Genomic DNA, 25,601 nt, shown 5'->3' with positions numbered 1-25,601 from the left:
GGCGGGATGTAGCTGACGGGCGTCGAACTGTAACAGTAGGTTTATCAGGCGTTCGGGGCGAAAATCACGCAAGATTACTCAATGGCCCAAAACAATCGACAACCGGAGGTGAACATCGGCCTCGTCGGACACGTCGACCACGGGAAGACGACGCTCGTGCGCTCGCTGTCCGGCGAATGGACCGACCAGCACTCCGAGGAGATGAAGCGCGGCATCTCCATCCGACTCGGGTACGCGGACGCGACGTTCCGCAAGTGTCCCGAGTGCGAGGAACCCGCAGCGTTCACCGTCGAGGAGACCTGTCCCGAACACGACGTGGAGACCGAGGTTCTGCGAACGGTGTCGTTCGTGGACGCGCCCGGCCACGAGACCCTGATGGCGACGATGCTCTCCGGCGCGGCCTTGATGGACGGCGCGGTGCTCGTCGTCTCCGCGAACGAACCCGTCCCGCAGCCGCAGACGGAGGAACACCTGATGGCGCTCGACATCATCGGCATCGAGAACGTCGTCATCGCGCAGAACAAGGTCGACCTCGTGGACGCGGAGCAGGCGCGCGAGAACTACGAGCAGATTCAGGAGTTCGTCGCGGGAACGGTCGCGGAGGACGCGCCCATCGTGCCCGTGAGCGCAGAACAGGACATCAACACGGACCTCGTCATCGACGCAATCGAGCGCGAGATTCCGACGCCCGACCGCGACCCCGACGCGGACCCCGAGATGTTCGTCGCGCGGTCCTTCGACATCAACCGTCCCGGCACCACCTGGGAGGGCCTCCAGGGCGGCGTCGTCGGCGGCAGCCTCGTCGAGGGACAACTCGAGGAGGGCGACGACTTCGAGATTCGTCCCGGCCGCGAAGTGGACGAGGGCGGCGAGACCGAGTGGCGCCCCATCACCACCGACGTGCGGTCGATTCAGGCCGGCGGCGAGATGGTGGACGCCGCGACGCCCGGCGGCCTGCTCGGCGTCGGCACGGGTCTCGACCCCTCTCTCACGAAGGGTGACGCGCTCGCCGGCCAGGTCGCCGGCCACCCCGACGCCCTTCCGCCGGTCTGGAACGACTTCACCATGAGCGTCGAACTCCTCGACCGCCTCGTCGGCGCGGAGGAGGGAGAGACGGTCGACCCCATCAACACGGGCGAACCGCTCATGCTCACGGTCGGCACCGCCACCACCGTTGGCGCTGTCACGAGCGCGCGGGACGGCGAGTGCGAAGTCCAGCTCAAGCGCCCCGTCTGCGCGAAGGAGGGCTCGAAAATCGCCATCAACCGCCGCGTCGGCGCGCGCTGGCGGCTCATCGGCGTCGGGACGCTGGACGGATGACGCGAGTGGCCGTGGACGCGAACGCGCTGATGATGCCCGTCGAAGCCGGCGTTCGGCTGTTCGACGAACTCGACCGCCTCGTCGGCGCGTACGACGCGGTCGTTCCGTCGACAGTCGTCGCCGAACTCGACTCGCTCTCCGAGTCTGGTGGCGAGGCGGGACGGGCGGCCAGCGTGGGCGCGGACCTCGCGGCCCGCTGCGACACGGTCGAAACGGACGAATCGTACGCCGACGACGCCGTTCACGCGCTCGCCACCGCCGGCGGTGTGGACGCTGTCGTCACGAACGACGCCCCCCTGAAGGAACGCCTGCTCGACGCGGGCGTGCCAGTAATTCATTTACGGGGCCGGAATCAACTCACACGCACTCAACCATAGATGTACAAGCGAGCACGCCTCACGGACACGATCGAAGTTCCTCCCGAACACCTGGCGGACGTCACGCCCGACCTGGTGAAACGACTCCTGCAGGACAAACTCGAGGGCCGGATGGACGAGGACCTCGGCAGCATCGTCACTGTCACCGACGTCCACGAAATCGGGGACGGCGCGGTGCTCCCGAACCGGCCGGGCGTCTACTACGAGGCCGAGTTCGACGCGCTCGCGTTCGACCCCGAGATGCAGGAGGTCATCGACGGCGAGGTCGTGGAGGTCGTGAACTTCGGCGCGTTCGTCGGCATCGGCCCCGTGGACGGCCTGCTGCACGTCAGCCAGATTTCCGACGAGTACCTCGCGTACGACGAGGAGAACCAGCAGCTCGCCAGCCGCGAGTCGAATCAGGTTCTCAGCGTCGGCGACTCCGTGCGGGCGCGCATCGTCACGAAGAGCATCGACGAGCGCAACCCCCGCGAGTCCAAAATCGGCCTCACGGCGAAGCAGCCCGGTCTCGGGAAGCACGGTTGGCTGCAGGAGAAGCGCGAGGAAGAGGAGGGCCGGTAGATGGCGTCGAACCGACTGGCGTGCCACGACTGCCACCGCATCGTCGAGCCGGACGAGGAGACGTGTCCCTACTGCGGGTCGAACTCGCTCACGGAGGACTGGGCGGGCTACGTCGTCATCACGCACCCCGAGCAGTCCGAAATCGCGGAGAAGATGGAAGTCACGGAAGCGGGCGAGTACGCGCTCAAGGTCCGATAGTGCCCCGAACGGTCGCTCGACTTCCGAAGTCCGCGCGCGCGGAGTTCAAGGACCCGCTCGGCCGTATTTACACCGACGCGCAGGCGCTCCTCGCGGACGCCGGCAGCCCGATTATCGCCGTCGGCGATGTCGTCACCTATCACCTGGAACGCGCGGGGGCGACGCCGCACGTCGCCGTGGTCGACGGCCGAACCGAGCGCGAAGCCGTCGACGAGGAGATCGTCGAAGGCTTCCCGGATGCGGACACGGACGTGCACGTCGCGTCCGACCCGGCGACGCTCTCCCACGAGCTCGTGGAGGCGCTCGTGGACGCAATCGGCCGCGCGGAGACGACGCTCCTCGTCGTCGATGGTGAGGAAGACCTCGCGTCCCTGCCGGCGGTCGTCGCGGCGCCCGTCGGCGCGTCCGTCGTGTACGGCCAGCCCGGCGAGGGAATGGTGCTCGTGAACGTGGACAGCGACCGTAAAGAACAGGTACGGGACCTGCTCGCCCTCCTCGAAACCGAGGAGGCGTTCTGGCGGCTACTGGAGTCGTAGGGGGCTTCGAAATCCTTTTGAGCGAACCGAGACAAGTGAGGGACAACTGACCATGGAAATCGACATTCTGGAGCAGGACGACAACCCCCTGCTCCACCGGACCGAGGTCTCGTTCGAAATCACACACGAGGACGTGTCTCCCTCCCGTCTCTCCGTTCGCGACAGTCTCGCGGCCCAGCTCGACAAGAACTCGGACGAGGTCGTCGTGCACAGCCTCGACACGAAGTTCGGGATGCGCAAGACCGTCGGGTACGCGAAGGTGTACGACTCCGCCGAGTCCGCCATCGACGTGGAGCAGGAGTACATGCTCGACCGGAACAAGATCTCCGCCGAGTCCGAGGAGGGCGCGAACGCCGCGGAAGCCGAGGGTGAGGAATAAATGGCGCGACACGAGTACTACGAGGACGGCGAGGTCGTGAAGGAACAGTGCCCCCGGTGCGGGGATACGTTCCTCGCGGACCACGGTGACCGCCAGCACTGCGGGCAGTGCGGGTACACCGAGTGGGAGTAAGGTAACACTCTTTTGATGCGCGTTCTCGGTGTCGAGGGGACCGCGTGGTGCGCGAGCGCGGCCGTGTACGAGACTACTGACCTGCAGGACTCGAATGCGGGGGCGGTGACGATTCACTCGGACGTCTACCAGCCCGCGGAGGGCGGTATTCACCCGCGCGAGGCGGCCGAACACATGCGGGACGCGATTCCGGGCGTTATCGCGGACGCGCTCGACGGCGCGGACGGCCCGATCGACGCGGTGGCGTTCTCGCGCGGCCCCGGGCTCGGGCCGTGTCTCCGCATCGTCGCCACCGCGGCGCGGTCGCTCGCGCAGGCGCTCGACGTGTCGCTCGTTGGCGTGAACCACATGGTCGCCCACTTGGAGGTCGGCCGGCACTACGCGGGGTTCGACGCGCCGGTCTGCCTGAACGCCTCGGGCGCGAACGCCCACATTCTCGGGTACCACAACGGCCGCTACCGCGTGCTCGGGGAGACGATGGACACCGGCGTCGGGAACGCCCTCGATAAGTTCACGCGCCACCTCGACTGGAGCCACCCCGGCGGCCCGAAGGTCGAGGAGCACGCGACACAGGGCGAGTACGTCGACCTCCCGTACGTCGTGAAGGGAATGGACTTCTCCTTCTCCGGGATCATGTCCGCGGCGAAGGACGAGGTGGACGACGGCACGCCCGTCGACGACGTCTGTCGTGGTCTCGAAGAAACGATTTTCGGGATGCTCACCGAGGTCGCGGAGCGCGCGCTCGGCCTCACCGGCCGCGACGAACTCGTCCTCGGTGGCGGCGTCGGCCAGAACGCCCGGCTCCGCGGGATGCTCGAATCCATGTGCGAGCAGCGCGGCGCACAGTTCTACGCGCCCGAACCCCGCTTTCTCCGGGACAACGCGGGTATGATAGCGATTCTGGGCGCGAAGATGTACGACGCCGGCGACACCATCTCGATAGCCGACTCCGCCGTGGACTCGAACTACCGGCCGGACGAGGTGCCCGTGACGTGGCGCGACCGCGAGACGAGCGTCCTCCAACCCGCGGGCGCGGCGGACGTGCAGGGCGCGGAGGCCGTCGTCTCCCTCGGAGACACCGTCACGAAACACCGGCGGCCGAAGGCGTACCGGCACGCCGCCCTCGACTCCCGGCTCCGCCGGGACCGAACCGTCCTCGAAGCACGCCTCACGAGCGAGGCGCGCCGCGTCGGCGTTCCGACGCCGGTCGTGTTCGACGTGGACGTGCCCGAGAGCACTATCGAGTTCGAGCACGTCGGCCACCACGACCTCCGGGACGCCCTCACCGAGACCGCGGTCCGCGAGACCGCGCGCCACCTCGCCGCGATTCACGACGCCGGGTTCGTGCACGGCGACCCGACCACGCGGAACGCGCGCGTCGCGAAACCGCGCGAAACGACCGAACAGCCGGGTCGGGACGGCGGGACGGACAGCGGCCGCGTCTACCTCATCGACTTCGGCCTCGGGTACTACACGGACGACGTGGAGGACTACGCGATGGATCTCCACGTGTTCCAGCAGAGCCTCGCTGGCACCGCCAGCGACCCCGACCCGCTCCTCGCCGCTGCCGCGGACGCCTACCGCGAACACGGCGACCCCGACGTGCTCGACCAGCTCGACGAGATTCTGGGGCGCGGCCGCTATCGCTCCCCCAACTGATTTAGTCCGCCTCCGCGTATCCGTGGGTATGTCAGAGAAGTCGTCCTCCGGCGAACTGTTCGGTGTGCCCTACAACTTCGAGCGTCCCTCGCTCTCGAACATGCTGTCGGCGTACTGGCAGCCCGGCGAGGGAATGCTCGTGGAGAAGCCGTTCGGCGTTGGGTACACGCTGAACCTCGCGAACTGGCGGTCCTGGGTCGTGCTCGCCGTTGCCGGCGTCCTCCTCTACCAGCAGCAGTCCGGCGACGAGAGCGAGGACGATGTCGTGGACGAAGCGGTCGAAGTCGTCGTGGACGAGTAACCGACGGCGTTTTTCTCCCCGCCCGTGCAGGGAGCGTATGAAGTTCGTCACGACCAACCAGGGGAAGGTGCGGGAGGCCCGCGAGTACCTCGCGGACCTCACCGCCGTCGAGCAGTTCGATTACGACTACACGGAGATTCAGAGCGACAGCCTCGCGGACATCGCGGCCGCGGGCGCGGAGGAGGCGTTCGAGGCGGCGGGCGGCGACGAACCCGTTATCGTGGACGACGCCGGCCTGTTCGTGGAGGAACTCGACGGCTTCCCCGGCCCTTACTCGGCCTACGTCGAGGACACGCTCGGCATCGACCGCGTCTGGGAACTCGCGCAATCCCTTGACGACCGTCGCGCCGCGTTCCGCTGCACGGTCGCGTACGCCGACGGCGATGTCGTGGAGACGTTCGACGGCGCGGTTTCGGGGACGCTCGTCGCCCCGCGCGGGTCGGGCGGATTCGGGTACGACCCGATATTCGAACACGACGACGAGACGTTCGCGGAAATGGGGACGGAGAAGAAGAACGCGCTCAGCCACCGCGGTCGCGCGCTCGCCAAACTCGCCGACTGGCTCGCCGAGAACTGACCTGCGACACGCGGAACGCCGCTATTCGACCACCTCGAAGGGTGTCGTTATCGCCGCGTGCTCGTCGCCGATGCCGTAGTAGGCGAACCGGTAGCGGCCCGGTTCAATCGCGTCACAGATGTGGTATTCCTCCTCAACGCCCTCTATTGTCTCCTCCCGAACCGTGAACGTCCACGTCAGGCCCTCCTCCGGCTCGTGGACGAGCGCTTCGTCGGTCAGCGCGACTTTCTGGTCTATCCAGAGAACCGACCGCCATCCCTCCTCGGTCCGCTCCTGAATGTCGTACTTCGCCGGGATTCCCGTGTATGCTTCCTGATCGCTCTCGTTAGTCAGCGTTACTCGCATCTCGTCGCCGTACTGCAGCGACTCGCGGTTCGTGGTCAGTCGCCATTCCCGCCACGGACTCGCGTAACTCTCCGAGAACGCGTTCAGTCGGTGCCACTCATTCCCGCACGATAGGGGTTCCGAGTCCTGTCCGACTCCGGCGAATCGGCCGAGACAGCCGGCCACGAGTCCGAGTCCGCCGAGCGTCGCGGACAACAGGTGTCGTCTCCGCATGCTTGACTGTTCAGACACGTGATGGCTTTACTGTTCCGTCCACTCGCAACCGCCGAGGGTTCATAGGGGAAGACGCGGCCAGATCGGGCGTGCCGTAACGTTCGCGGGCGGGGAGACAGCGAAATCCGGCGGTACGCTCCCCGTCCAACGGCTGTGCCGCCGTGCTAGCCCTTACGCCCGCGGGTCGCGGTCGGGACCGGGATACTCGCCATCCGCGACGACGGGATACAGTCGCTCGGGGTCGAACAGCCGCGCGAACGCGTCCGGTGACTTCACGCTCGTCGTCACGTACTGCTTCAGCGACGCGTTCGCCTCGACGGACCGCAGGTCGTCGTCGAACGTCACGAGGTGCGCGGCGTTCCCGTGGTACGCGCACGCCAGCCCGGGATGGTCGCCCTCGGGATGCTCGACGAACTCCCCGAGTTCGCTGATTCGGTCGCGCCACGCGTCGGCGAGCGTGGCGTCCGCGAGTTCCGCGATGACGGCGTGGGCGTCGTCCAGCAGCGGGTCGCTCACGACGAGCGTGGTCCACGAGTGCGCGCGCACGTGGTCGAGGGTGTCTCGCGCCGCGCCGCCGCAGAGCAGGTCGGCGGCGAGCACGTCCGCGTCCGCGACGACGGTCGCGGGGTCTGGCTCGTCACTCATCTCGGTGGGCGTCGAGCGCCGCCCGTACCTCCGGCTCCGTGACTTCGTACGCGTCGGCGGCGTCGAACAGCTCCCGCCACGTCATTCTGTCTGGCGCATGAATCCGTGGACTTCCTCCCGGTACGTCTCGGGTTCGAGACCGAGGTTGATGTCCACGGACACCGTGATGGCGTCGGAGACGTCCTGACTCATGGAGCGCGCGAAGTTCTCGCCGACCCACGCGCCGCCGGCGACGAGCGCGTAGTCGCCGTGGTGCCAGACCGCGAGGTCGCCGCGGACGGTCAGCGAATCTCCGTCGATGGTGACGGTAGTGTCGTTCTCCAGGGGGAACTCAAAGGTGGGGACGTCGTAGGTCGCCTCGTACTCGGTGAGGCTCGCGGATTCACCGGTCGCCACGTCGAACGAACCGGTTCCGATGCGCTCGACGTTCGACAGGCCCGCGTCGGTGAGTCGGTTGCGGAACTGCTCGCGCGCGCTCGCCTCGACTTCGTTCAGCACTTCCTCGCGGCCGACGCCCCCGGGGAGGTTCCCGACGTCCGGACTGAAGTCGATGCGGGTCGCGGAGAACAGCGCGAGTCGTCCCGTCACGCGGCCGAGCGTCGATTCCTGGATTCGTTCGTTGAGCGTGGCGTCCGTGTGCGTCGTCGTGTACCCCTTCGCGGTGAACGTCACCGGGCCGTAGGACTGCTCGATGAGCGTGCGCTCGCTCGAATCTGTCTGCTCCCAGCCGGCGTCCTCCATCGCCTCTGTCGGCACGTTCGGCGGCGAGACGGATGCTTTCGCGAGCGTCGAGCAGCCCGCAAGGCCGGCGAGTCCGAGACCCGCGGTCGTTCCGAGTAGCGTTCGACGGTCCATACCCGGTGTAGGACGCCCATACCCTAAGTCTGTTCGACGGTCACGGTGGTCTTCGTGGCGTAGCGAGTGTTCGGGTGAGCGACGGAGTTTAACCCCTCGGTGTGGTATGCCGTACCGATGAGTTCAGACCGGTTGACCGTGTCGCTCGACGAGGACGCCCGCGATGCGCTCGACACTATCACGAGCAAGGCCGACAGCTCGCAGAGCGAACTGGTTCGGCGGGCGCTCACGTTCTACGCCGCGAACTACGAGGCGGCGAGCACGGACAGCTCGGAGAAACTGGAGGAGTACTACAAGATGCTCACGGGTGGTGAGCACGTCCTGCTCGATATCGACTTCCTCCACTGTTTTCTCGACCACGTGAAGGAGGACGGGGAGCCGACGCCGGAGTTCGTCGCGGACGCCGATCAGGTCTCCGACTACCACGCACAGGAGTACGTGGACCGCTTCGACTCGCTGGATGAACTCCTGGAGTGGCTGTCGCTCTGCGGGTTCTTGACGGTTCGGCGCACCACGGAGAACACGTACCACATCGTCTTTCCGTCGGCCGACATCCGGTGGTTCATGACGCGGTTCATCGAGCGGAGCGTCGAACCGCTCCCGTTCGACGTGACTATCAACCCAGGGGTCGCGAAGGTCCTCCTCGTCGAGGAGTAGTATGGACGTTCGGTCATAAACTGACCTATCCCTACCAGGTTCGTACGCTCTCTACGATGTTTCATACTCGATTCGCACCCGTTCACACGCGATGTGCGTGATGTGTGCACTCCTCACAAGTATCACTAAGTGGGTGCTTTGGTAGCGTTACCCTATGGCACACAATGACGACGATTCGTTCGCCGACCGCCTGACACGCCGCCGCGCGATGCGCCTCGGCGGCGCCGCCGGTGCCGCCGGCTTGACGGGACTCTCGGGCTGTCTCGACAGCCTCCAGAACAGCGGGAACAGTAGTAGCGGAAGCATCGACGTGGGCGCCGTCATCCCGTTCAGCGGAGACCTCAGCGACTTCGGCGCGCCGATGCAGAACGCGCTCCGGATGGCGCAGGAGGACATTAACGCCGCCGGCGGCCCGCTCGGTCGCGAACTCAAGCTCCACTTCGAGGACTCCACGTCCTCGTCGACAGAGGGCGTGAACGCCGCGAACAAGCTCGTGGACACCACGGGCGTGAACGCGCTGTTCGGCGCGGTGTCCTCCGGCGTCACCATCAGTATCGCCAAGTCCGTCTCGATTCCGCAGGAGAAAATCCACATCACGCCCGCGTCCTCCTCCCCGGTCATCAGCACGCTGGACGACGATGACTACGTCTGGCGCACCCGGACGAACGACCGGTTCGTCGCGAAGGTGATGGCGATGATCGCCGAGCAGAACGACGCGAGCAAGGCCGCAGTCCTCTACGTCAACAACGACTTCGGGTCCGCGCTCGCGGATGTCTTCTCCTCGTCGTTCGACGGCGAGGTCACCGCCGAAGTCGGCTACGAGTCCGGGCAGTCCTCGTACCAGCAACTCCTCTCCGAGCTGTTCGCGGACGACCCCGAGTTCGTCGCGCTCGCCGGCTATCCCGAGTCCGGAACCACCATCCTCTCACAGTGGGCGGAGGAGGGGTACGGCGGGAACTGGGTTCTCCACACGAGCCTGCTCTCCCAGGACGTCATCGAGAACGTCGGCGCGGACGTGATGAACGGGATGTACGGCGTGCGCACGAAACCTCCGAGCGGGGGTGCGACGGAGAGCTTCGTGAGCGATTACGAGTCCGCGTACCCGGACGCGCAGTTGTTCTCGCCGTACTCGTGGAACTCCTACGACGCGCTCGTTTCGTGGGCGCTCGCCGCGCACGCCGCGGGCACGCCGGAGTCGCCGAGCGTGAAGGAACAGCTTCGTCCGGTCGCGACGCCGCCCGGTGAGGCTGTCGGCTACGACGGGTTCGAGTCCGGTGTGAGCCTGCTTGACGACGACACCGAGATAGATTACAGCGGGCCGAGCGGGAACGTCAACTACGATTCGAACGGCGACGTGGCGAGCGACATGGTCATCGTGCAGGTCGAGGACGGCGAGTTCGTCGATCAGGAAACCATCCCGGCCGAAGACCTCACCTAAGGGCACTGCACTCTCATGTTTGTACTCTCTCACTATCCGGTAGTCGCCTCGCACGCACACCACGGGAGGGCGGAGCCGTGAGCGACGACGACGTTCGCGTCGGCGTCGACATCGGCGGCACGTTCACGGACATCGTCAGCCTCCGCGGCGGCGACGTGCACGTGACGAAGACGCCGTCGACGCCGAGCGACCCCGAGGAGGGCGTCGTGAACGGCCTGGAGAAGAGTTCCGCGGACGCGGGCTTCGGGTTCGACGACGTGGGCTTCCTCAGTCACGGGACGACGGTGGCGACGAACGCCGTCCTCGAAGGCACGTGGGCGGACACCGCGCTCGTCACCACCGAGGGGTTCCGGGACGTGCTCGAAATCGGGCGACAGGACCGGCCGGACATCTACGATTTCGACGCGGAGAAACCCGAACCAATCGTCCCCCGCGACCGCCGCTTCGAGGTGCCGGAGCGCCTCGACGAGCGCGGGAACGCGCTCCGCGACCTGGACGAGGACGCGGTCCGAGACCTCGCGCGCACCCTGGACGACCGCGGCGTCGACTCCGTCGCGGTCTCCCTGTTGTTCGCGTTCGAGGACGACGGACACGAGCGGCGCGTCGCCGAGATTCTGGACGAGGAACTGGACGCGTCGCTCTCGCTTTCGAGCGACGTGCTCCCGGAGATTCGGGAGTACGAGCGCACGCTCACCACGTCGCTGAACGCTGCGCTGAAGCCCGTGATGGACGACTACATCGGGAACCTCGAAGGCCACGTCCGCGACCACGACATTGGCGCGGAACTGAAGATAATGCAGTCGAACGGCGGCCTCATCACGGCGGACGCCGCGCGCACCCGGCCCGTCAACACCCTGCTCTCCGGGCCCGCTGGGGGCGTGCAGGGCGCGACGTACGTCGCGGAGCGCGCGGGCGTCGAGGACATCATCACGATGGACATGGGCGGCACGTCCTGCGACGTGTCGCTCGTGGAGGGCGGCGACCCCCTCGTCTCGACGGACGTGCAGGTCGGCGACTACACGGTCGGCGTTCCGATGATAGACATCCACACCGTCGGCTCCGGCGGCGGCTCCATCGCGTGGGTGGACACCGGCGGCGCGCTCCGCGTCGGCCCCCGGTCGGCGGGCGCGGACCCCGGCCCGATTTCGTACGGTCGCGGCGGAACCAAGCCGACGACCACGGACGCCCACCTCCTGCTCGGCCGCCTCGACCCCGACCGCTTCCTCTCCGGCGAACTCGACGTGGAGGTCGCGGACGTGGAGCGCGCGTTCGAGTCCGAACTCGGCGACGAACTCGGCATGGGGGCGGAGGAGGCCGCGCAGGGCGTGCTCGACGTGGCGAACGCGAACATGGCGCGCGCGCTCCGCGTCGTCTCCGTCGAACGCGGGTACGACCCCCGGGAGTTCGCGCTCGTCGCGTTCGGCGGCGCGGGACCCCTGCACGCGTGCGGCCTCGCGGAGGAACTCGACATCCCGAAGGTCATCGTCCCGCAGACCGCGGGCGTGCTGTCCGCGCTCGGCCTCCTCATCAGCGACGTGCTCTACGACTACAGCGTCTCGCGCGTCCGCGAGTGGAGCGAGGTCACGCCCGCGACCGTGCGCGACGCGCTCGCCGATTTGCACGCGAAGGGCGAGGAACGCCTCGCGAACGAGAACATCCCGGAGTCGGGCCGCGTGTACGAGCGCACGGCCGACCTCCGGTACGTCGGGCAGTCGTTCGAGATTTCGGTGCCGCTCCCCGAGGGCGACCTCGACGCGGACGCGCTCGCCGCCGTCGAGCGCGAGTTCCACGAGCGCCACGAGCGCCGGTACGGTCACGCCGACCCCGGGGAACCCGTGGAGCTCGTGACGCTCCGCTTGCGGGCGCGCGGCCTCGTGGAGACGCCCGACCTCGCCGCGCCGAACACCGCCGGGAGCGTCGAGGACGCCATCCGGGAGGTTCGGGGCGTGACGTACGACGGCACCGTCCACGACACGACCGTCTACGACCGCACGCGGTTGCCGACGGACGCGACGTTCGACGGCCCCGCGGTCGTCGAAGGCCCGGAGTCCACCGTCGTCGTCCATCCCGGACAGACCGTCTCCGTCGATTCGGACGGCAACCTCATCGTGGAGACCGGGGGTGACGCCTGATGGTCGATTCGGTCACGCTCGAAGTGATTCGGAACGGCTGCATCGCCATCGCGGAGGAGATGAACGCGAACCTCATCCGCACCGGGTACTCGCCGAACATCAAGGAGCGCCGCGACTGCTCCTGTGCGCTGTTCGACGCGGAGGGCGAGATGATAAGCCAGGCGGAGAACATGCCCGTCCACCTCGGCGCGATGCCGTTCTCCGTGGCCGCGGCGGTCGAGGCGTACGGGGGCGACCTCGAACCGGGTGACGCCGTCCTGCTGAACGACCCGTTCCGGGGCGGCGCGCACCTCCCCGACCTCACGCTCGTCTCGCCGATCTTCGCTGACCCCGAGTCAGACGACCCCGAACTCGTGGCGTACGCGGCGAACCGCGCGCACCACGCCGACGTGGGCGGGAGCACCGCGGGGTCGGTCGCCGCGGACTCCACCGAAATCTACCAGGAGGGCCTGCGGATTCCCCCGGTGAAGCTGTTCGCGGGCGGCGAGGTCGTCGAGGACGTGATGGAGATGATACTGACGAACGTCCGGACGCCCGACGAGCGCCGGGGCGACATCCGCGCGCAGGAGGCCGCGAACGAGACGGCCCGCGAGCGCGTGCACGAACTCGTCGACGACTACGGCGCGGGCGACCTCGCGGAGGCGTTCGGCGAGGTGAAGGACTACTCGGAGCGCCGGATGCGCGCCGAAATCGAGGAGTTCCCGGACGGCACGTACTCGTTCGAGGACGTGCTGGACGACGACGGCCGTGGGAATACCGACCTCCCCGTCGAGGCGACCGTCACGGTCTCCGGCGACGAGGTCGGCGTTGACTTCTCCGGAACCGCGCCGCAGACCGAGGGGCCGGTGAACGCCGTGCTCGCGGTCACGTCCTCCGCGACCTACTACGCGATTCGGTGCGTGACCGACCCCGACATCCCGCCCAACCACGGCTGTTATCGCCCCATCACCATCGACGCGCCCGAGGGAAGCATCGTCAACCCGAAGCCGCCGGCCGCGGTCGTCGGCGGCAACCTGGAGACCAGTCAGCGCGTCACGGACGTGGTGCTCGGCGCGTTCGCCACCGAAGCACCCGAGCGGGTGACGGCGGCGGGCCAGGGGACGATGAACAACATCACGTTCGGCGGCACCGACCCGCGCAGCGACAGCCCGTACGCGTTCTACGAGACGCAGGGCGGCGGGTTCGGCGCGCGCGAGGGCAAGGACGGCATGGACGGCGTGCACGTCCACATGTCCAATACGATGAACACGCCCGCCGAGGTCCTGGAGACCGCGTACCCGCTCCGGGTGCGGCGGTACGCCTACCGGCCCGACTCCGGCGGCGCGGGCGAGTTCCGCGGCGGCCTCGGGCTGCGGCGCGACATCGAAGTCCGCGGGCACACGGCGCGGTTCAGCCTGCTCGCGGACCGCCACCAGCACGCGCCCTACGGCCTGCTCGGCGGCGAACCCGGCGAATCCGGGTCGGCGTACGTCTTCGGGCCCGACGCGGACGACACCGACGACGCCGAGGGCGAGCGCCTCCCGCAGAAGTCCGTGCACGACCTTCCGCCGGGAACGGTCGTGAGCGTCCGCACGCCGGGCGCGGGCGGATACGGCGACCCCGCCGACCGCGACCCCGACGCCGTTTCGCGCGACCTGCGCCTCGGGAAGATAAGCGACGAGTACGCCGACCGGTACCACCAGGGGGGCGACGGTGAGTGACCGCACGCTCCCTCCGGTACGCGCCGCACGTCGCGGTGTTCGCGGTCGGGTACGTGACGTTCACGTACTCGGCCGTGCCGGGCTACGTGTCGACGCGGTACGGCGCGACCATCACCACGGTCGGCTTCTTGATGAGCGCGGCGCTCCTGTCGTTCGTGCTCGCGCAGGCGGTCGCGGACCGCCTCGCGTCGCGCTGGACGACCACGCAGGCCCTGCTCGGGCTGGTGGGCGTGCACGCCGCGCTCGCGGTCGCGCTGGACCTCGCGCCGTCGCTCGAAACCCTGCTCGTCCTGCGCGCGCTCTGGGGGCTCGCGGGCGGCCTCGTCCTCAGCATCGGCGCGACGCACGTCGCTCGTCTCTACGAGGGCCGGGCCGCCACCCGCCAGCAGGGCGTCTACGGCGGGATGCTCACGCTCGGCGGGGCGCTCGGCTTCCTGCTCGCGGAACCCATCGTCTCGCTGACGGACGGGTTCGGCGTGCACGCGCTCGGCGCGCCGCTCGCGCTTCCGGCGCTCGCGATGCTCTGGCCGCACCGCCGCGGAACGCGGACCGCCGGAACGGCCGGCGGCGGGGGGTTTCGGACGGTGTTCGCGAACCGGGTCGTGCTCGTCGCCGCGCTCTGCTACGTCGCCACGATCGGCGCGTACATCACGCTCTCGACGTTCATCACGGCGTACTTCGACGACCTCGGCGTCACCGGCCCCCTGAACGCCGCGGTGCTCGCCACCGCGACCGCCGGGCGCGCGCTCGGCGGCACCGTTTCGGCGCGCTGGGGCGTCTCGGACGCCCGCATCGTCTCCGTGACGACGCTGCTCGGCGCGCTCGCGTTCCTCGGGCTGCTCGTCGACGCCCGCGTCGTCGCGCTCGCCGGGCCGCTCGTCGCGATGATCGCCGTCTCGCTGCCCTTTGGCGCGGTGTACAACCTCGCGGCGGCCGCGACCGCGCAGGAGACCGCGGCGCTCGCGCTCGTCGTCGCCGCCGGAAACGTCGCCGCCGTCGTCCTCCCCACGTTCACGGGCGTCGTCCGCGCCAGCACCGGCGGGTACGCCGCCGTCTTCTGCGTGCTCGCCGCATTGCTCCTCGCCGCGTCGATCGCCGCCACTACCACACGATGACACACACACCACTACTCACGACTCGCGGAGGCCAGCCATGGTGAGCGCCGGACTCGTCGACGCGCTCGCGCAGGGCCTCGTCACCGGCGGCATCATCGCCGCCGGCGCGCTCGGCCTCTCGCTGGTGTACAGCATCGCGGGCGTCCCGAACTTCGCGCACGGCGACATGATAACCGTCGGCGCGTACCTCGTGCTCGCGCTCAACAACCCCGGCGAACTCGCGCTCGTTCCGAACCTCGTCGCGCTCCCGTTCGCCGTCGCCGCCGTCGTCGGAATCGGCGTCGCAGGCGCGTTCGGAAGCGCGTACGAGTACGCCGTCTTCCGGCGGTTCCGCGGGAAGGACGCCGACCTCATCACAATGGTCATCGTCTCGCTCGGCCTCGCGCTCATCCTCCGGAACCTCGTGCTATTCCTCGTCGGGTCGAAGAACGTCACGTACGACACGCCGAGCGGCGTCAACCTCAACGTCGACCTCTACCTCACCGGGAACGGCCTCGCCGTCGAACTCACCCAGCGCGTCCAGGGCTCCTTGCAGACCGTGGACGCGTGGGGGTATGGCTGGCCCGCGCTCGCCGCCGTCGTCGGCCTCGCCGTCCTGGCGGGCTACGCCGTGTATCGGTGGCGGCGCGGCGACGCCGGGTTCGACGAGGTCCACTTCGTCGACCCCCGCATCTGGGGTGTCGCCGGGTTCGCCGTCACGCTCGCCGCGCTCGCGTTCGCGCTCCGCGGCGGCGCGTTCGGCGTCGCTGACGCCGCGTACAGCACTCGGGTCGGGGTCAGCCGGAAGTACGGCCTCATCCTCGCCGTCATGCTCGCAACCATGTTCTGCATCAACTACGTCCTCAAACGCACGAAGACCGGTCGCGCGATGCGCGCGACCGCCGACGACCAATCGCTCGCCCGCATCCGCGGCGTCGACATCGACCGCGTTCAGCTCGTCGTCTGGGTGCTCGCCGCCGTGCTCGCCGCCGTCGCCGGCGCGCTGTTGGGCTGGTACTCGTCCAGCCTCAACCCCAACATGGGCTTCTCGCTCCTGTTGCCGGTGTTCGCCGCGGTCATCGTCGGCGGCATCGACTCGCCGTACGGCGCGGCGCTCGGCGGCCTGCTCATCGGTCTCAGCATGGACGTGGGCGTCTACCTGCTGCCGACCGAGTTCGCGACCTACCGCACCGCCATCGCGTTCATCATCCTCGTCGCCGTCCTCCTCGTGAAACCCGAGGGCTTGTGGGGTGACGCCTGATGGCGCTCGCGGACTTCCTCGTCAGCCTCCTCACCGTGGTCGGCATCTACACGCTGTTCGGCCTCGGGCTGAACGTGAAGTACGGCTTTACGGGCCTCGTGGACTTCGGGCACGTGCTCTACTTCATGATCGGGGCGTACGTCACGGTCGTCGTGGCGATGCCGTCCGGCGCGGCCGACTACGCGGGAATCGGCGGGTTCGCGCTCCCCGAACTCCTCTCCGCCGTCCCGCTCGGCGGGTTCGTCGGGTGGCTGCTCGCCATCGCGGTTGCGATGATTGCCGCCGCCCTCCTCTCGCTCCTGGTGGGCGTTCCCACCCTTCGGTTGCGGGAGGACTACCTCGCCATCACCGCGCTCGGCGTCGCGACCATCCTGCACTCGGTCGTGAACGACGAGGAGTGGCTGTTCAACGGCCCGTTCGGCGTGCGTGAGGTCTATCAGCCGCTCGGCGGCGCGTTCCCGCTCTCCGTCGGGAGCTTCGCGGTGAACCTCGTCGTGTTCGGCCTGCCGTCCGTGCTCGCGCTCGGCTACGTCGCGTACCGAGTCGTGCGGTACGTCCGCCCGATTTCGCGGGACGCCGCGCTGTTCACGGTCGCCGGCGTCGCTCTCACCGTCGTCGGGTTCGGCGTCACGACGCTCGGCGGCGCCGCGTTTATCGCCGGGGGCGTTGCCGTCCTCGCGGCCGGCGTCTACGCCGTCTCCCGGGGCGTTCGGGCGGCGGACGGGTTCGGCCGGCCGCTCGCGCTGTTCACCGCGCTCGTGTTCGCGCTCTGGTACCTCGTCTTCCCCGCGGTCACCGACAGCCCCGCCGCGGTCGTCGTGAACCTCATCTGGCTGTTCGACCCGACTACGGGCGCGAACGGCGCCGTCACCTACAGCCGGTTCCTCCTCCTGCTCACGGGCGCGTTCGTCCTGCTCGCCTACGTGTGGTGCGAACGAACCGTGAACAGCCCGTACGGCCGCGTTCTCCGCTCGATTCGCGAGGACGAGGACGTGCCGGAGGCGCTCGGAAAACCGACGTTCAAGTACAAGGTTCACAGCATGATGTTCGGGTCCGCGCTCGCCGCCGCGGCCGGCGGCCTCTGGGCGACCCACATCGGCTTCATCGACCCGAGTCAGTTCACGTCGTCCATCACGTTCTTCGCGTTCACCGCCGTCATCATCGGCGGCACCGCGAACAACAAGGGCGTCATCCTCGGAACCGCCGTGTTCTGGACGCTCCGCACCGGCACTCGGTTCCTCGACGACTACTTCCCCGCGGAGTACGCCACCCAGCTCGCCGCGCTCCGCGTGATGCTCATCGGCACCCTCCTCATCGTCATCCTCTACTACCGCTCGGAGGGCTTGCTCGGCGAGCAGACCTACGACACGGGCGTCGCACCCGGAGGTGAGGAGTCCGGGACGGACTCCGAGTCACGTCGGACGATTTCCGACGGAGGTGAGTCGAGTGACTGACCCGATTCTCTCCGTGGACGGCGTCGAGAAGCGCTTCGGCGGCATCACCGCGCTCGACGGCGCGTCCTTCGACATCGAGCCGGGAATCACGGGCCTTATCGGGCCGAACGGCGCGGGGAAGTCCACGATGTTCAACGTGATAACGGGCTTCCTCTCCCCGGACGCGGGCACCGTCGAGTTCCGCGGGAACGACATCACGGGACTGCGGCCGTCCGCCGTCGCGGACCGCGGGCTCGTGCGGACGTTCCAGATTCCGCACGAACTCCCCGAGATGACGGTGCGGGAGAACCTCGCGCTCGCGCCCCGCGACCAGCGCGGCGAGAGCCTGCTCACCACGTGGACGCGCGGCGACGGCTACGCGCAGGACGAACGGAACGCCCAGCGCCGCGCCGTCGAGATGGCCGAGCGCTTCGACATCGCCCACGTGCTCGACACGCCCGCGGGCGAGCTTTCGGGCGGCCAGCGCAAACTCCTCGAACTCGCCCGCGCGCTCCTCACCGACCCCGACCTCGTCCTCCTCGACGAACCGCTCGCCGGCGTCAACCCGACGCTGGAGAACCGCATCCTCGACCACCTCCAGGACCTCGCATCGGAGGGGTACTCCTTCCTCTTCATCGAACACGACATCGACGTCATCATGGAACACTGCCAGGAAGTCATCGTCATGCATCAGGGCCGCGTCCTCACCGCCGGCGACCCCGAGGCCGTCCGGTCCGACGACCGCGTCATCGAGGCGTACCTCGGCGGCGACACCGACGAGGACGGAGGTGACGGCGAATGACGACCCCCCTCCTCGAAATCGACGGCCTTGACGCCGGGTACGGCGACCTCCAGGTGCTCTCGGGCGTCGACCTCCACGTCGATGACGGCGAGTACGTCACCATCGTCGGCCCGAACGGCGCCGGAAAATCCACCGCGATGAAATCCGTGTTCGGCCTCACCAGCCACATGGGCGGCACCATCCGCTTCCGCGGCGAGGACGTCCACACCGCGAACACCGCCGACCTCATCGACCGCGGCATCACCTACGTCCCCCAGTCCGACAACATCTTCACGAGCCTCACCGTCCGCGAAAACCTCGAAATGGGCGTCTACATCGAGGACACCGTCCCAGAGAACGTTCTCGACGACGTCTTCGAACACTTCCCCATCCTCGAAGAACGCCAACAGCAACGCGCCGGCACCATGTCCGGCGGGCAACGCCAGATGCTCGCCATGGGCTGCGCGCTCATGGCCGACCCCGACCTCCTCCTCCTCGACGAACCGTCCGCAGGCCTCGCTCCCGACCTCGTCGACGAGATGTTCGACCGCATCGACGACATCAACCAAGCAGGCACAGCTATCCTCATGGTCGAACAGAACGCCAAAGCCGCCCTCCGCCGCTGCGACCGCGGCTACGTCCTCGTCAACGGCGAAAACGCCTACGACGGACCTGGAAGAACGCTCCTTGACGACCCCGAAGTCCGCCAGCGCTTCCTCGGCGGATAGCGAGACTACCCGTTTTCCAATTCCGACGAAAACGCGAGCGCGAACCGAAGCCACGGCTCCTCGATGTGATTCACAGAGAGCCTAGGCCGGAATTTGGATCCGGGGTCTCGTCCTTACCAAGGCGCGAGGCTTTCTTTCGCGCGTTTCTCGCGGGAATCGGCTACTTTTGCCGGGATTCACCCCATTTGCGTCCTTCTTATCTCCATATTGCCAACTGATCTTATAAATTGTTTGTGTATTCGGCCTCGTATGTCGTCAGAGGATGCAGGAAACTACTAACTCAAGACCGGTATCCGGATTCGAGTGTTTCCCGGCTACGTGTAATAGTCCTGTCTATATGAGTGGTTCAGTTGAACGACTTCACTCCATCGAGGATAGTGAATAAGTCGCATTCTAATATATTCTCACCAGGTTCATTGTCACTTGGTGATGGGTTCAGATATGGTGCTATCTGGAGACAATCCACAGGAATTTCCCTCGTTGGATGAGGCTGTAGAAATTCTTCGCACACAATTAGATCAGCAAGACGAAGGGTCACTAGTCTTTCAGGTACGCGAATCGAACTTGAGCTCCGAAGAGTCTGATGGGAGTCTTATTCAAGAAGTAGAATCAGATAGCGGAAAGAAAGGAATCCGCTTATGGAAAAAAGATGGAAATCATCTAGTCTATGAATTCTTTGAGGTTGGTACTGGACTGAGAAGGTGCGTGATTAATCTTGATGAGTTCACCGCCTATTCTGATTTTTTCGTTAGTCTAACTTGGTCGGCGGCAGAAATTTCACTTTATATTGGGCCAGTGTCAGATGATTACGAAGGCGGTTTAGTTTCTGAATCTTCCTCAGAGATAATCGCCCAAGTTCGTCGAGACAAGAATGGTCGTCTAGTCATTTTAGGTGATTCTGGAGTGGAGGTCGGATATTATCACGTCCAAGAAGCTGGTCAAGATACATTGATGCCTCAATCGAAGGAGATATTCGACTTTTCAGAAACCAAGTGTCGAACGTTATTGAGGGTAGCAGAAGATACAGACGATTTTTTGATTGAATCCACCTTGGTTCAGCAAATAATCGTAATGCTAGTCACCGGGCTTGAAACATATCTGGAAGAGCGGTTCATTGAGATGTGTTCTGAAAGGGGGGTTCAGGAGGAGGAAATTGCAAATGCGATGGCGTCTGTTTACGGGCCGGTATCTGATGAGGCTCTTTTAGATCGAGCGGAGAAGAAGGGAATACCGATACAGGAGTTGGCCCGCGAGCAACAGATTAATTTCCAGGATATTAGCGAAGCTCATGAAATTTATTCCAGAGCATTTGGGTTCAATCTTCAAGATTGCTTGAATAATACCGGAAATAGGGGGCTAATCGAGAGGAGTATTGATGCTCGCCATACCATTATCCATGAAGCGACAGACATGACCATCCTAAATATTGACCGTGTTCCACCTCAAGAGCCGATATTTGCGAGCCATGAATATGGACTTGAGATCATCAATACATTTTCCGAGACTATTGACGAGTTACATCAGGACACAAAATCATAATAGGCTTCGCTTCATCAGGAAGGGTTTTCAGCTCGATATTGTAGCACAGAAGTTCTACGGATTAAGCGTAGAGCTAAATGGGGGAGTTAAGCCAGTTGAGGACAATATTCGTTGCCGTCCATGCAAATCCAAACGCTATAAGAATCCCAATCCCTCGCGCTCTGAGCTTACTTGCGGCGATCGAAGCACCAACCGTTCCCATGAGCAGATCAAGGAATACTGCAAGTTTGCTGGTCGGGAAGAACGCCATTACGAAGGTGTAGAACGTGCGCCCAAACACATCGATGGCTTGTGTAACTGAGTCCGCATTCTGAAGAAGACTCAGATAGACGAGGAGGAATACTGCTCCCGCAAGAGCTACGCCTGCCTCAAATGCATCTTTCGCTGTTCCAGCACTCATTCGTTTCTCTTACTAACTATTATCGGATGGATATTATTAAGTATTGACCTAAATCGCCTACTCATCGAGGCATTTTATCTTACTTTTGACCATCCGTGTTTCCTCGCTTTGTAAGCGCGAATTAGCGAAATCGGTAGTGTCCCGCAAGGATGCGCCCCCGGTCAATATTGAGAGAATTCCGCCGCTGTCTGCGACTTAATTTGTGTGTCCTGACAATTCTGAAAATCGCAAGAAGGCGCGGGGAGGCTAGTTTAGCGAAACGAACGATTTTTGGACAATTTGTATTCAGGAGGTGTTAGAGATTAAAATGTGCGTATGAGTTCTGTACGGCAGAAAGAGCCTAGGCCGGAATTTGAATCCGGGGTCTCGTCCTTACCAAGGACGCGCTTTACCGCTAAGCTACCCAGGCAAGCACTCTCTGGTAGTCGGGTTTCATCTAAAAGGGCTTCGATTACGGGTCGGTGGCGGACCGGGGTTTTGCGGTGTCGTCGGCGCGCGGAGTGCTGACGCGCTGGAGGACGTCCTCGATGGTGTCGGGGAGGAGGTCGTCGGCGGACGCGAGCGGGGGCGGGCTGTTGGAGCGCGCGAGACCGATGGCGTACCGGCGGAGGTCGAGCGGGGTGTCGGTGCCGGTGGCGGTCGCGCCGGCGACGACGCCGAGTTCGAACACGGTGGTTTCGAGGGTGCGCGCGTCGCTCGCGCGGTCGTGTTCGCGGTCGGTTTCGTGGCGGCCGAACTCGCGGACGGTGGCGACGGCGTCGCCCGCGGCTTCGGTGTGCGCGAGGAGGCGGAATCCGCGGGCGACGAGCACGTCCGCGGCGAGCACGTCGAGGTCGGCGGGGAGGTCGCGGTCGGGGTCGGCGTGCTGCCAGGGTTCGGTTTCGACGAGGTGGCGGGTGAGCCGGAGGCCTTCGTAGATGAGTTGGACGCCGGCGGCTCGTTGCGCGACTGCGTCGTCGTCGGTCGGTCCGGTGAGCGCGTTCGCGCTCAGTACGGTGAGCGCGCCCGGGACCATGGAGGCGTCGCTGAGGAGGTCGTCGATGACATCCCGGAGGTCGCCCGGGGTGATGTCCCCGACCGCCTCCCGGGCGGCGGTACGCGCCACTTCGGCCTCGTCCATCGCCCGAAAGAAGGGGTGCGAGCGGCAAAGACCTTTGGAAACGCACCACCAGCGGGCGCGTCAGGCGCGGCGCGAGCGGTAGTTCCTTGGCGTGGCTGTCCGGACACGATGTATGCTCTCGATTCGGGACGAGGAGCGGGTGCGGGTGGTGACGCTCGATCGGCCGGAGCGGCGGAACGCGCTCACGCCCGACGGACTGGACGCGCTCGCGGACGCAGTCGCAGACGCAACGCAGTCGGTGGTGTACGTGCACGGCGCGGGGTCGGCGTTCTGCGCTGGCGCGGACCTCGATATCGTTCGGGACCTGACTGGAGACTCCGCGCCGGATTTCGCGGCGCGCGGGCAGGACGCGCTGAACGCTGTGGAGGACGCCGATTCAGCGGTCGTGGCGGGCGTGGACGGCGCGGCGCGCGGCGGCGGCGTGGAGCTTGCGCTCGCGTGCGACGTGCGGGTCGCGACGCCGGACGCGACGTTCGCGGAACCCGGCGTCTCGATGGGGATATTCGGCGCGTGGGGCGGCACCCGCCGCCTCCCGCGCGCGGTCGGGGAGGCGCACGCGCTCGACCTCTCGCTCTCCGGACGCACCGTCGACGCCGAAACCGCACGCGAAATGGGACTGGTCTCCCGCGTCACCGAGACTCCGCGGAGCGTCGTGGACGAACTCGCCCGCAACGACGCCGACGCGCTCCACTCCCTCAAGCGACTCCTCCGAGAACAGTACGACCGCGACGAGCAGGATGCGAGAGAACGGGAGGCGTTCGGCGCGCTCCTCGAAGACGGCCTATAGCGGGTCGGGCGCGGGCGGCATCGCGCGTTTGTGCGCGCTCGCCTCGTAGAGGTCGCGCACCGTCTCCACCACTTTCTCGTCGATTTCGAGGTTTCGCGCCGTCGCGGTCGTCGAGAGTTCGCCGTCGACGTGCAGCGCGAGCACCGCGTCGAGCGTGTCGTACCCGACGCCCATCTCCCCCTCGTCCGTCTGGTCCTCCCAGAGTTCCGCCGTCGGCGTCTTCTCCACGAGGTCGTCGGGCACCCCCAGCGCGCTCGCGAGCTGACGCACCTGCTGCTTGTAGAGGTTCCCGATGGGGTTGCAGTCCACCGCCTGGTCGCCGTACTTCGTGAAGTACCCGACCATCGCCTCCGCGCGGTTCCCCGTCCCCAGCACGACCCGGGATTCGTGGTTCGCGACCATGTAGTTCAGCACGCCACGAACCCGCGCGCGAGCGTTCCCGACCGCGAGCTGGTCGGTTTCGGCTTCCGGGTACACGTCGGTCAGCACGTTCACGATGGGGTCGATTTCGATGACGTCGTACTCGATTTCGAGCATCTGCGCGACGCGCTCCGCGTCGCTCATGTTCTCCTCGCTCGACACCGACGCCGGCAACACCAGTCCGTGCACGGAGTCCGCGCCCAACTCCTCGACCGCCAGGTGCGCGACCGTCGTGCTGTCGATACCGCCCGACAATCCGAGCACGACCCCGTCGGCGTTCGCCGCCGCCACCGTCTCCGCGATGAACGACTCGATGTGCTCGCAGCGCTCCTGTAACTCTTCCTCCGAGAACCGCAAATCCATCGGCTCGATAACGTCCTCGACCATACGTATCGTTTCAACGCACCCGACAAAAAGCCACTCGCCGCCCGCAGAATCGTGGACGGCCGTCCACTTCCAACGAAACGAACGACCGAGAACGCGACACCTCCGGAGTTTCGCTCACAGCAGGAGTGCGCTGGCCGGGAATCGACTTGGGCGAGACGGTCCTCACGTCGTCGCCGAACCGTAGCGCGTTTCGGCTGCCAGCGAGCGCTTCGCTCTCGTCTCGTTCGGCTGCGACTCGCTGGCTCAACTCCCGGGAGCGATTTCACTGCTCACCTTGTCGAAGGCGCGGCCCACGAGCCGCGCCTTCGGACTGCCGAGACGCTACGAGCGTCTCGTGACGGTTCGCAGTAGAAATGCGCTGGCCGGGAATTGAACCCGGGCTATGAGCTTGGGAAGCTCATGTCCTACCACTAGACCACCAGCGCGCGATTCGGTCGCGCCCCGTGCATCGCGGACTCGTCCGCTCAACACCAGCGCTCGCTTCTGAATTACCGACTCCGACACTTGAACGTAGCGCTTCACTCCCTGCGGCGGTATGCGAGGAAGGAGTACGTGACGGTGTATGCGGCGGCGAGCAGGGTGGGCGCGACCACGAAGACGCGGAAGTAGTCGGGGAGGACGAGTCCGCCGAGCGCGAGGACGGCGGCGAGTTTGAACGCGAGCGCGCCGCGCTCGTGGGTTTCCCGCCACACCTCGTCGTCGCTGAGCGTCCACGGGGTGCGGATGCCGACGAACCAGTTCGGCTCGGCGCGTTCGAGGAGGACGCCGCACGCGTAGAGGAGGCAGGCGAGCGCTGGCGCGAGCGCCTGCCCGACCGGAATCGCGTAGTCGAGGTTCCACGCGAGCACGAGGACGTGGACGTACGCGAGGAAGCCCGCGGTGCCGGCGACGAACCACTCGTACACGCCGCGGAACGCCTCGTACCCTTCTTTTCGCGGGTCGATGCGGGGTGCGGCGAGCATCAGACCGACGACGAAGACGGTGAGTGCGGGGAGGAAGAACGCGCCCGCGAGGCGGGACATCGTGCCGTCCACGTCGCCGCTCGCGTTCCAGTGCGTCGCCATCCGCGCGGGGAGGTCGGAGTAGGCGAGCGCGCTCGCCGCGAACCCCGCGAGTACGAACGCGAGGGTGAGCGCGCGCTGGCGTCGATACTCCATGTGCGCCTCTCGAACGCCCGGCACCGTCACGCTTTCGCCGGTCGCCCGCGCACTCCCAGCCGTGCCCGCCCTCGACACCGCCGCGGCCCGCGACGCCGTCCGCGAGTACGACGCCCTCCTCACTACTATCGGCGAGTGCGCGGACGCCATCGCCGCGACCTGGGACGCCGACACAGTTGCTGACAGCGACCGCCTCACGCCCCTCCTTCGCCGCGCGCTCGACGACGCCGGCGTCCTCGACGCTCTCCCTGCAGTTCTCCACGCGGCCGTGGACGCGGCCGGCGGCAGTCTCGACGCCCCGCCGGTCGCCGCGCCGCCCTACGTCGTCGTCACCAGCCGCGGCCCCCTCCTCCGCGCAACCATCGACGACACCCGCCTCCTCGTTCACATCGATTGCTTCGACATCACTGAAGACGGCTACCGCCGCCGGAACGACGTATCAGTCACCGTCGAAACCGCCTGACCGGCA

At 66.4% G+C, this 25,601-nt stretch carries 29 protein-coding genes and 2 tRNA genes; 22 read left to right on the top strand and 9 right to left on the bottom strand.

Going from position 1 to position 25,601, the window contains the following annotated elements; all coding sequences use genetic code 11:
• Window positions 1-81: 81 nt before the first annotated feature.
• The 10 genes from U3A55_RS05630 to rdgB are packed head-to-tail and all read left to right on the top strand — an operon-like array spanning window position 82 to window position 6,040.
• Window positions 82-1,320, top strand: a complete 1,239-nt coding sequence (locus U3A55_RS05630; protein WP_330990496.1) for a translation initiation factor IF-2 subunit gamma — start codon at window positions 82-84, stop codon at window positions 1,318-1,320.
• The gene (locus U3A55_RS05625; protein WP_330990495.1) at window positions 1,317-1,697 is read left to right on the top strand and encodes a PIN domain-containing protein; all 381 of its coding nucleotides are present in this window, start codon (window positions 1,317-1,319) and stop codon (window positions 1,695-1,697) included. The genes U3A55_RS05630 and U3A55_RS05625 overlap by 4 nt, the downstream gene beginning before the upstream one ends.
• Window positions 1,698-2,258 (top strand): DNA-directed RNA polymerase, encoded by a 561-nt coding sequence (locus U3A55_RS05620; protein WP_330990494.1) that lies wholly within the window; start codon window positions 1,698-1,700, stop codon window positions 2,256-2,258. It begins immediately after the preceding gene.
• Window positions 2,259-2,456 carry a transcription elongation factor subunit Spt4 gene (spt4, locus tag U3A55_RS05615; RefSeq protein ID WP_330990493.1) on the top strand — a complete coding sequence of 66 codons (198 nt, stop codon included), beginning with the start codon at window positions 2,259-2,261 and terminating at the stop codon, window positions 2,454-2,456.
• Window positions 2,456-2,992 (top strand): GTP-dependent dephospho-CoA kinase family protein, encoded by a 537-nt coding sequence (locus tag U3A55_RS05610; protein ID WP_330990492.1) that lies wholly within the window; start codon window positions 2,456-2,458, stop codon window positions 2,990-2,992. The genes spt4 and U3A55_RS05610 overlap by 1 nt, the downstream gene beginning before the upstream one ends.
• A gap of 52 nt (window positions 2,993-3,044) precedes the next feature.
• Window positions 3,045-3,371: a 30S ribosomal protein S24e gene (locus U3A55_RS05605; protein ID WP_330990491.1), complete on the top strand. Its 327-nt coding sequence runs from the start codon at window positions 3,045-3,047 to the stop codon at window positions 3,369-3,371.
• On the top strand, window positions 3,372-3,503 hold the full coding sequence (locus tag U3A55_RS05600) for a 30S ribosomal protein S27ae (protein WP_330990490.1): 132 nt from the start codon (window positions 3,372-3,374) through the stop codon (window positions 3,501-3,503). It abuts the gene before it with no gap.
• Window positions 3,504-3,518: 15 nt separating this feature from the next.
• A complete protein-coding gene (locus tag U3A55_RS05595; RefSeq protein WP_330990489.1) occupies window positions 3,519-5,162 on the top strand; it encodes a bifunctional N(6)-L-threonylcarbamoyladenine synthase/serine/threonine protein kinase in 1,644 nt (547 codons plus the stop codon).
• Window positions 5,163-5,190: 28 nt separating this feature from the next.
• Window positions 5,191-5,463: a DUF5808 domain-containing protein gene (locus U3A55_RS05590; RefSeq protein ID WP_330990488.1), complete on the top strand. Its 273-nt coding sequence runs from the start codon at window positions 5,191-5,193 to the stop codon at window positions 5,461-5,463.
• Window positions 5,464-5,500: 37 nt separating this feature from the next.
• Window positions 5,501-6,040 (top strand): RdgB/HAM1 family non-canonical purine NTP pyrophosphatase, encoded by a 540-nt coding sequence (gene rdgB / locus U3A55_RS05585; RefSeq protein WP_330990487.1) that lies wholly within the window; start codon window positions 5,501-5,503, stop codon window positions 6,038-6,040.
• 21 nt (window positions 6,041-6,061) lie between these two features.
• Here rdgB and U3A55_RS05580 read toward each other — a convergent pair whose 3' ends face one another.
• From U3A55_RS05580 to U3A55_RS05570, 3 genes are all read right to left on the bottom strand, one after another.
• Window positions 6,062-6,598 (bottom strand): hypothetical protein, encoded by a 537-nt coding sequence (locus U3A55_RS05580; RefSeq protein WP_330990486.1) that lies wholly within the window; start codon window positions 6,596-6,598, stop codon window positions 6,062-6,064.
• A 171-nt stretch (window positions 6,599-6,769) separates the two neighbouring features.
• Window positions 6,770-7,243, bottom strand: a complete 474-nt coding sequence (locus U3A55_RS05575; RefSeq protein ID WP_330990485.1) for a DUF7384 family protein — start codon at window positions 7,241-7,243, stop codon at window positions 6,770-6,772.
• A gap of 81 nt (window positions 7,244-7,324) precedes the next feature.
• On the bottom strand, window positions 7,325-8,098 hold the full coding sequence (locus U3A55_RS05570) for a hypothetical protein (protein ID WP_330990484.1): 774 nt from the start codon (window positions 8,096-8,098) through the stop codon (window positions 7,325-7,327).
• 117 nt (window positions 8,099-8,215) lie between these two features.
• Here U3A55_RS05570 and U3A55_RS05565 point away from each other — a divergent pair, with 117 nt between their 5' ends.
• The 10 genes from U3A55_RS05565 (at window position 8,216) to U3A55_RS05520 (ending at window position 20,861) form a co-directional block, all read left to right on the top strand.
• Window positions 8,216-8,755 (top strand): ribbon-helix-helix protein, CopG family, encoded by a 540-nt coding sequence (locus U3A55_RS05565; RefSeq protein WP_330990483.1) that lies wholly within the window; start codon window positions 8,216-8,218, stop codon window positions 8,753-8,755.
• 154 nt (window positions 8,756-8,909) lie between these two features.
• Window positions 8,910-10,193 (top strand): ABC transporter substrate-binding protein, encoded by a 1,284-nt coding sequence (locus U3A55_RS05560; RefSeq protein ID WP_330990482.1) that lies wholly within the window; start codon window positions 8,910-8,912, stop codon window positions 10,191-10,193.
• Between the two features lie 77 nt (window positions 10,194-10,270).
• Window positions 10,271-12,325, top strand: coding sequence for a hydantoinase/oxoprolinase family protein (locus U3A55_RS05555; RefSeq protein ID WP_330990481.1), 2,055 nt, complete (start codon window positions 10,271-10,273; stop codon window positions 12,323-12,325).
• A complete protein-coding gene (locus U3A55_RS05550) occupies window positions 12,325-14,025 on the top strand; it encodes a hydantoinase B/oxoprolinase family protein (protein ID WP_330990480.1) in 1,701 nt (566 codons plus the stop codon). Before U3A55_RS05555 ends, U3A55_RS05550 begins: the two co-directional genes overlap by 1 nt.
• Complete coding sequence (locus U3A55_RS05545; RefSeq protein WP_330990479.1) at window positions 14,022-15,140, top strand: MFS transporter; 1,119 nt, start codon at window positions 14,022-14,024, stop codon at window positions 15,138-15,140. The genes U3A55_RS05550 and U3A55_RS05545 overlap by 4 nt, the downstream gene beginning before the upstream one ends.
• Window positions 15,141-15,177: 37 nt before the next feature.
• Window positions 15,178-16,380 carry a branched-chain amino acid ABC transporter permease gene (locus U3A55_RS05540; protein ID WP_330990478.1) on the top strand — a complete coding sequence of 401 codons (1,203 nt, stop codon included), beginning with the start codon at window positions 15,178-15,180 and terminating at the stop codon, window positions 16,378-16,380.
• A complete protein-coding gene (locus U3A55_RS05535) occupies window positions 16,380-17,834 on the top strand; it encodes a branched-chain amino acid ABC transporter permease (RefSeq protein ID WP_330990477.1) in 1,455 nt (484 codons plus the stop codon). Before U3A55_RS05540 ends, U3A55_RS05535 begins: the two co-directional genes overlap by 1 nt.
• Complete coding sequence (locus tag U3A55_RS05530; protein WP_330990476.1) at window positions 17,827-18,615, top strand: ABC transporter ATP-binding protein; 789 nt, start codon at window positions 17,827-17,829, stop codon at window positions 18,613-18,615. Before U3A55_RS05535 ends, U3A55_RS05530 begins: the two co-directional genes overlap by 8 nt.
• Window positions 18,612-19,322, top strand: coding sequence for an ABC transporter ATP-binding protein (locus tag U3A55_RS05525; protein WP_330990475.1), 711 nt, complete (start codon window positions 18,612-18,614; stop codon window positions 19,320-19,322). The genes U3A55_RS05530 and U3A55_RS05525 overlap by 4 nt, the downstream gene beginning before the upstream one ends.
• A gap of 429 nt (window positions 19,323-19,751) precedes the next feature.
• On the top strand, window positions 19,752-20,861 hold the full coding sequence (locus U3A55_RS05520) for a hypothetical protein (RefSeq protein ID WP_330990474.1): 1,110 nt from the start codon (window positions 19,752-19,754) through the stop codon (window positions 20,859-20,861).
• A 73-nt stretch (window positions 20,862-20,934) separates the two neighbouring features.
• Here U3A55_RS05520 and U3A55_RS05515 read toward each other — a convergent pair whose 3' ends face one another.
• From U3A55_RS05515 to U3A55_RS05505, 3 genes are all read right to left on the bottom strand, one after another.
• A complete protein-coding gene (locus tag U3A55_RS05515; protein WP_330990473.1) occupies window positions 20,935-21,261 on the bottom strand; it encodes a hypothetical protein in 327 nt (108 codons plus the stop codon).
• A 337-nt stretch (window positions 21,262-21,598) separates the two neighbouring features.
• Window positions 21,599-21,670 (bottom strand) — tRNA-Thr (locus tag U3A55_RS05510).
• 42 nt (window positions 21,671-21,712) lie between these two features.
• Window positions 21,713-22,381 (bottom strand): DUF7114 family protein, encoded by a 669-nt coding sequence (locus tag U3A55_RS05505; protein ID WP_330990472.1) that lies wholly within the window; start codon window positions 22,379-22,381, stop codon window positions 21,713-21,715.
• A gap of 112 nt (window positions 22,382-22,493) precedes the next feature.
• On the opposite strand from U3A55_RS05505, the gene U3A55_RS05500 reads away from it, so the two are divergent.
• Entirely contained in the window at window positions 22,494-23,168 is a 675-nt protein-coding gene (locus U3A55_RS05500) for an enoyl-CoA hydratase/isomerase family protein (RefSeq protein ID WP_330990471.1), read from the top strand.
• Here the strand turns inward: U3A55_RS05500 and U3A55_RS05495 are convergent.
• The 3 genes from U3A55_RS05495 to U3A55_RS05485 all read right to left on the bottom strand — a co-directional run bounded on the left by U3A55_RS05495 (window position 23,163) and on the right by U3A55_RS05485 (window position 25,132).
• Entirely contained in the window at window positions 23,163-23,975 is an 813-nt protein-coding gene (locus U3A55_RS05495) for an NAD+ synthase (RefSeq protein WP_330990470.1), read from the bottom strand. The two genes, U3A55_RS05500 and U3A55_RS05495, sit on opposite strands and share 6 nt — an antisense overlap.
• A 354-nt stretch (window positions 23,976-24,329) precedes the next feature.
• Window positions 24,330-24,400, bottom strand: a tRNA-Gly gene (locus U3A55_RS05490).
• A 93-nt stretch (window positions 24,401-24,493) separates the two neighbouring features.
• Window positions 24,494-25,132, bottom strand: coding sequence for an SdpI family protein (locus U3A55_RS05485; RefSeq protein WP_330990469.1), 639 nt, complete (start codon window positions 25,130-25,132; stop codon window positions 24,494-24,496).
• Here U3A55_RS05485 and U3A55_RS05480 point away from each other — a divergent pair.
• Window positions 25,131-25,595 (top strand): hypothetical protein, encoded by a 465-nt coding sequence (locus U3A55_RS05480; RefSeq protein ID WP_330990468.1) that lies wholly within the window; start codon window positions 25,131-25,133, stop codon window positions 25,593-25,595. The two genes, U3A55_RS05485 and U3A55_RS05480, sit on opposite strands and share 2 nt — an antisense overlap.
• The last annotated feature ends 6 nt before the right edge of the window (window positions 25,596-25,601 follow it).

Origin of the sequence: Salarchaeum sp. III, from assembly GCF_036418315.1 — an archaeon.
Classification (GTDB): Archaea; Halobacteriota; Halobacteria; order Halobacteriales; family Halobacteriaceae; genus Salarchaeum.
This window is presented reverse-complemented; position numbering and strand designations above follow the sequence as displayed.